Raw genomic sequence first — 4,750 nt, forward strand, 5'->3', positions numbered from 1 at the left:
GCCGGCGCTGTCCGGCGCCGCCTCGGCGGACGTGCCGGGCCAGGCTGCCGCCGGCGCGGTGCCGTCATCCTGCGGGCCGGTGCCGGGCGCCTCCGCCTCCGGCTCGGCGGTGGGCGCGCTGGCGGGCATGGCGGGCCACGCCGCGTCCGGCCCGGCTGCCTCGTCCGCGGCGTCGGTCGCCGCGGACGGTTCGTCGTCGGTCGTCGTGCTCGCGGACGCGAAGGGCCACCCCGTGTCCGACCCGGCGCTCGACCAGGTGTCGCCGGGCCGGGCGCCGTCGTCCGCGGTCCCGTCCGCCGCGCCCGTCCCGTCGTCCCCGTCCGCCCGTGCGTCGGGGGCCGTCTCCGGGAGGGAGGGCCACGCGGCGCCGGAGGCGGAGTCCTCGTCCCCGGGGGTCCCGGAGGTGGCGGACCACGCGGCGCCGGTTCCGCCGTCGTCGTCCGCCGCACCGGCGGGCTCCGGGTCCGGCTCCGGCCCGGCGGACCCCGCGTCCTGCTCGTCGTACGCCGACGCCTCCCCGGCGTCCGCGTCGTCGGTGGCCGCCGGCGTCGCCGCGGCGGCGCCCCCGTACCAGCTCGGCGCGCTCGCGGGGGCCGAGGTGAACTCCCCGGTCTCCGCCGGGGCCTCGGCACCGGCGGCCTCCTCCGCGGGCGGGCCGTCGTCGCCGTCCGTCCCGGCTTCCGGTACGGCCGGGGCCACCGGCAGCGCCGCGAACGCCACCGCGCCCGGGTCCGACGCCGCCGTCAACGGGGCGGGGCCGTCGTCCTCGTCGTCGTACGCCGCGTCCCGGTCGTCGTCCGCGCCGCCGTCCGCGGTGTCGTCCGCGCCGTCGTCCGCGGCCTCGTTCCCGGCGTCCGGCTCCGCGACCGCCGGCGGCGCCCCCGCCGGCAGCGTCAGCAGGAACGGCGGCGGCGTCATCGAGTCCGGCACCGGCCCGGGGGCCGCGGCGTGGGCGGCGGTGAAGCCGTTCGGCAGCGGGGGCATCGCCGAGCCGGCGTGGGACGAGCCGGTGCCCGCCTGCTCGTCGTGTCGCGGGGTGCTGGCCGGCACCCCCTGCGTGTACCAGGCGGCTGGCGCCGGGGCGGTGGTGAACTCGCCCGCGCCCTCCGGCTCCGTACCGGCCCGCTCGACATCGGGGCTGGTCCGGCCCGCGCCGTTCTCGTCCCGATCGCTGCTCACAGTGCCTCCCGAATCCCCTCGCACCACGGCGGTCGTGCCGGCGCCTGCCCGGTGCCGTGTGCCTCTCCCACCCTAAGGGGAGGACCGAGCCCCTCGGCAGGCCGGACTGTCGCAATCGGCAACGGATGTGTCACCGTTCAGCACTTCGGCCCCCGGCGTGCGCGGCACCCGCCCGCGAGCCCGCGGGCGGCGACCGGTCAGAACACCGGGTTCGCCGTCAGCGACCCGGTGTAGAGGACGAACACCCGGTTGTTCGCGGCGGCGATGGTCCAGTCGTCCCGCTCGCGCGACGTGCGGCGGTCGTCCCACGCCATCCTGCCCTTGCCGATGTCGTAGACCTTCAGCGCGTCGGGGTCGATGTTCTCCGTCGTCCCGCACCACACCGAGTTCCCCTGGACCACCGGCGGGTACTTCAGCGCGACCGCCAGCGCTTTCGCCGTGAACTCGGTCTCCCTCGTCTTCGTGTTCATGGCGGTGAGCACGAGGTCGTTCACGGCGAAGAGCAGGTCTCCGTCGAGCGCCGGCGCGCTCCAGATGTACTCGCCCTTCGGCTTCTCGTTCCACTCCGGTTTGCCGTCGCCCTTCAGCGCGTACGCCGTCAGCCCGTCCCCGCCCGCGTACACGAAGCCCCCGCCGACCGCGCACGGCAGCGCGTACGAACTGCGCTTCGGGGTGTCCCACACCGTGTCGCCGCTGCCCGTGTCCACCACCGCGAGCCTGCCGTCCGAGCCGGACAGCACCAGCGTGCCGCCCGCCGTCGTGGCCCACGCGGGCTTGCCGACACTGGACCCGACGGGGGACTCGACCGTCCACCGCTCCCGGCCGTCCGCGCCGACGGCGCGCAGCTCGCCGTCCTTCGTCGTCACGTACGCCCCGTCGGCGTCCCCCGCGAGCACGACCGCGGCCCGCGCGTCCGGCGCCGACCACTGCTCGCGCCGGTCGCGGCCGCGCAGCCCGTACAGCGCCCCCTCGGCGTCCGCGGCGGCGAAGGTGTTCGCGTCGAGCGCCGCCGCGCCGGCCGCCGCCACCGCGGAGTCCTGCCGCCACTTCTCCTTGCCCGTGCGTATGTCCAGGCCCGCGAGGCTGCCGTCGGCCATCGCCACGACCAGCACCTGGTGCAGCGGAAGCACCAGCGGCGAATCCGAGTTGAGCCCGCCGACCGGGCCCCAGAGCGGCGCGGGGGCGCTGCCGGCGCTGTAGCTGTTCAGCCGGCGCGCGGCCCACGGGTCGCGCTTCGGCCGCGTCGTCGTGCCGCCGTCGTCCTTGCCCAGGAACCACCAGGCGGCCGTGCCCGCGCTCGCCGCCACCTCCGCGCCGCCGGCGCCGAGGCCGACGAGGAGCCGCCGCCGCGACGGCCCGGGCACCTGGGTGTCGCCGGCCGCGGGGAGCGCGGCGAGGCGGCCCGCCTCGTGCTCCCGGCCCGCGATGTCCTCGGCGAGCGGACCCTGCCGCCACACCGCCTCGGCGCCGGGCGGCGGGGCGAGGGCGGCGGCGATCTGCGGCGGAGTGGGGCGGTACGCGGGGTCCTTGGCCAGGCACGGGGCGATCAGCGGGTACAGGTCGGGCGGCAGCCCTTCGAGCCGCGGCTCGCCGTGCACCACCTCGTACTGCACCGCCGCCACATGGCTGCCCCGGTACGCGGTCTGCCCCGTCGCCGCCAGGGTGAGCACGGCGCCCAGCGCGAAGACGTCCGCGGGCGGGCCGACGCGCTGCCCGAGCACCTGCTCCGGCGGCCCGTAGCCGGGCGTGACCGGGGCCTCGCCGGTGCTGGTGAGCGTCAGGCCGTGCTCCGGGCGGGCGATGCCGAAGTCGATGATGCGCGGGCCGGCCGCGGTCAGCACGATGTTGGGCGGCTTGACGTCGCGGTGGACGAGACCGGCCGCGTGGATGTCGGCGAGCGTGCTCGCCAGCGCCGCGCCGACCGCGCGCAGCGCGGTGCCGTCCAGCGGCCCGTAGCGTTCGACGGCCTCGGCGAGGGTCGGGCCGGCGAGGAACTCGCAGGCGATCCACGGCCGTCCGCCCTCCGTCTCGGCGCCCAGCACCCGCGCCACGCCGGGGCTCTGCACGGCCTGCGCGGCGTGCGCCTCGCGGACGAAGCGCTGCGCCAGGTTCGACTGGTGGGCCAGCTCCGGCCGCAGCACCTTGATCGCGGCCGGCCGGCCGGCGGAGTCCCGGCCGAGGTACACCTTGCCCATGCCGCCCGCGCCGAGCACGCCGATGAGGCGGTACGGGCCGAGGCGCAGCGGGTCTCCGGTGCCGAGGGGTTTCATGGACGTACCACTCCTGGTGGAAGTTCCTACTGAAGGGGGAGCCCGCGCACTTCGGCCGCGGTGACGACGAGGACGACCTTGGCGTCGTCCTGTTTGAGGACCATGGGGCGCTCGTTGTCCTCGGGTCCCCGGTACGACCAGGCGGTCCGGTGCTCGTCGAGGTCGACCGCCCGTACCCAGTCGCGGCCGCCGGTGCCCACGTACGCGTACTTCCTGCCGATCACGGGCGCGACGATGAACGCCTGCGGCCCGGCCCAGTCGGCCTCGGCCTCCCACTCGACCTCGCCGCTGGCGCCGTCGACGGCGAGGAGCCCGTTGCCGTTCTCGACGACGTACACCTTGCCGTCCTTGACCGCGGGGGTGCCGTAGAGGCGGGTGTCCGGGCCGAGTTCGGCGCGCGCGTCGCGGCCCTCGCCGAGGGTCCAGCCCACCTTGCCGTCCGACAGCCTCAGCGCGGTGAGGTCGCGCAGGCCGAGGAGCACGTGGCCCGCGACGGTGGGGAACTGCTGCAGGCCGGCGAGCGAGTCGCGGTCGGCCTCCGGCGCCTTCCAGGTCCAGCGCTCCTCGCCGGTCCGGACGTCGAGACAGGTCAGGGTGGACTCGACGCGGATGAGCGCCTCGTTCTTCGTCAGGGCCGTGGCGTACGAGGGGCCGGCGTCGGGGGACTCGTTGTCGAACCCCCACAACAGCTTGCCGGTCTCCATCTCCGCCGCCACGAACTGCGGGGTCCACGGCGTCTTCTCGACGACGCGCTTCTTGGTCTCCTTGTCGCGGTAGACCCGGGTGACCCAGCGGGCGGTCGCGCGCATCAGCAGGATGCCGTTCTCCAGGCCCTCGGCGGCCGTACCCTTCAGCTCCGCGCCGTGGAGGGCGACGTGCTCCGCCTGCTCGCCCGACTCGGGGTCGGTGGTGAAGACGGCGTAGGTGCCCTCGCCCGAGGCGCTCCGGCTGGAGATGGAGTAGAAGCCGGAGTCGTCGCCGATGATGCCCAGCGAGGGGGTGGCCAGGTCGTCGATGCCGCGCAGCTTGCCGTTGCGCGCGTCCACGAACTGCCCGCCGCCGGTGCTCGTCAGCAGCATCACGTAGTTGCCGCCGGTGGCCAGGGTGAACGCGCCGTCGCCGCCCACCACCGGCCGGGTCCACAGCTCCTTCGGCGCCTTCGGCTTCTTCGGGCCGGGCTTCGCCGCCGGCTTCTTCTCGTCGTCGCGGAGGTACGCCCACGCCCCCACCCCCGCGCCGCCGGCGGCCACCGCGCCCGCGCCCGCGAGCGCCAGCACCCTGCGCCGCGACGGGCCCTTGGC

At 76.5% G+C, this 4,750-nt stretch carries 2 protein-coding genes and 1 pseudogene; all 3 read right to left on the reverse strand.

Annotated elements, in window-relative coordinates; translation table 11 throughout:
• Positions 1-1,179: pseudogene (locus tag ABD317_RS33615) on the reverse strand (SCO5717 family growth-regulating ATPase); the annotation flags it as partial.
• 197 nt (positions 1,180-1,376) lie between these two features.
• Positions 1,377-3,449 (reverse strand): protein kinase domain-containing protein, encoded by a 2,073-nt coding sequence (locus tag ABD317_RS33620; protein WP_344295096.1) that lies wholly within the window; start codon positions 3,447-3,449, stop codon positions 1,377-1,379.
• 26 nt (positions 3,450-3,475) lie between these two features.
• Positions 3,476-4,750 (reverse strand): outer membrane protein assembly factor BamB family protein (locus ABD317_RS33625; protein ID WP_344295097.1); only part of this gene is annotated, 1,275 nt, incomplete at its 5' end.

It is taken from the genome of Streptomyces synnematoformans, assembly GCF_039531005.1.
Classification (GTDB): Bacteria; Actinomycetota; Actinomycetes; order Streptomycetales; family Streptomycetaceae; genus Streptomyces; species Streptomyces synnematoformans.

What these genes read in the sequence shown, in the direction of transcription:
- ABD317_RS33620 (WP_344295096.1), bottom strand. Translation starts at nt 3,449, where the DNA reads ATGAAACCCCTCGGCACCGGAGACCCGCTGCGCCTCGGCCCGTACCGC.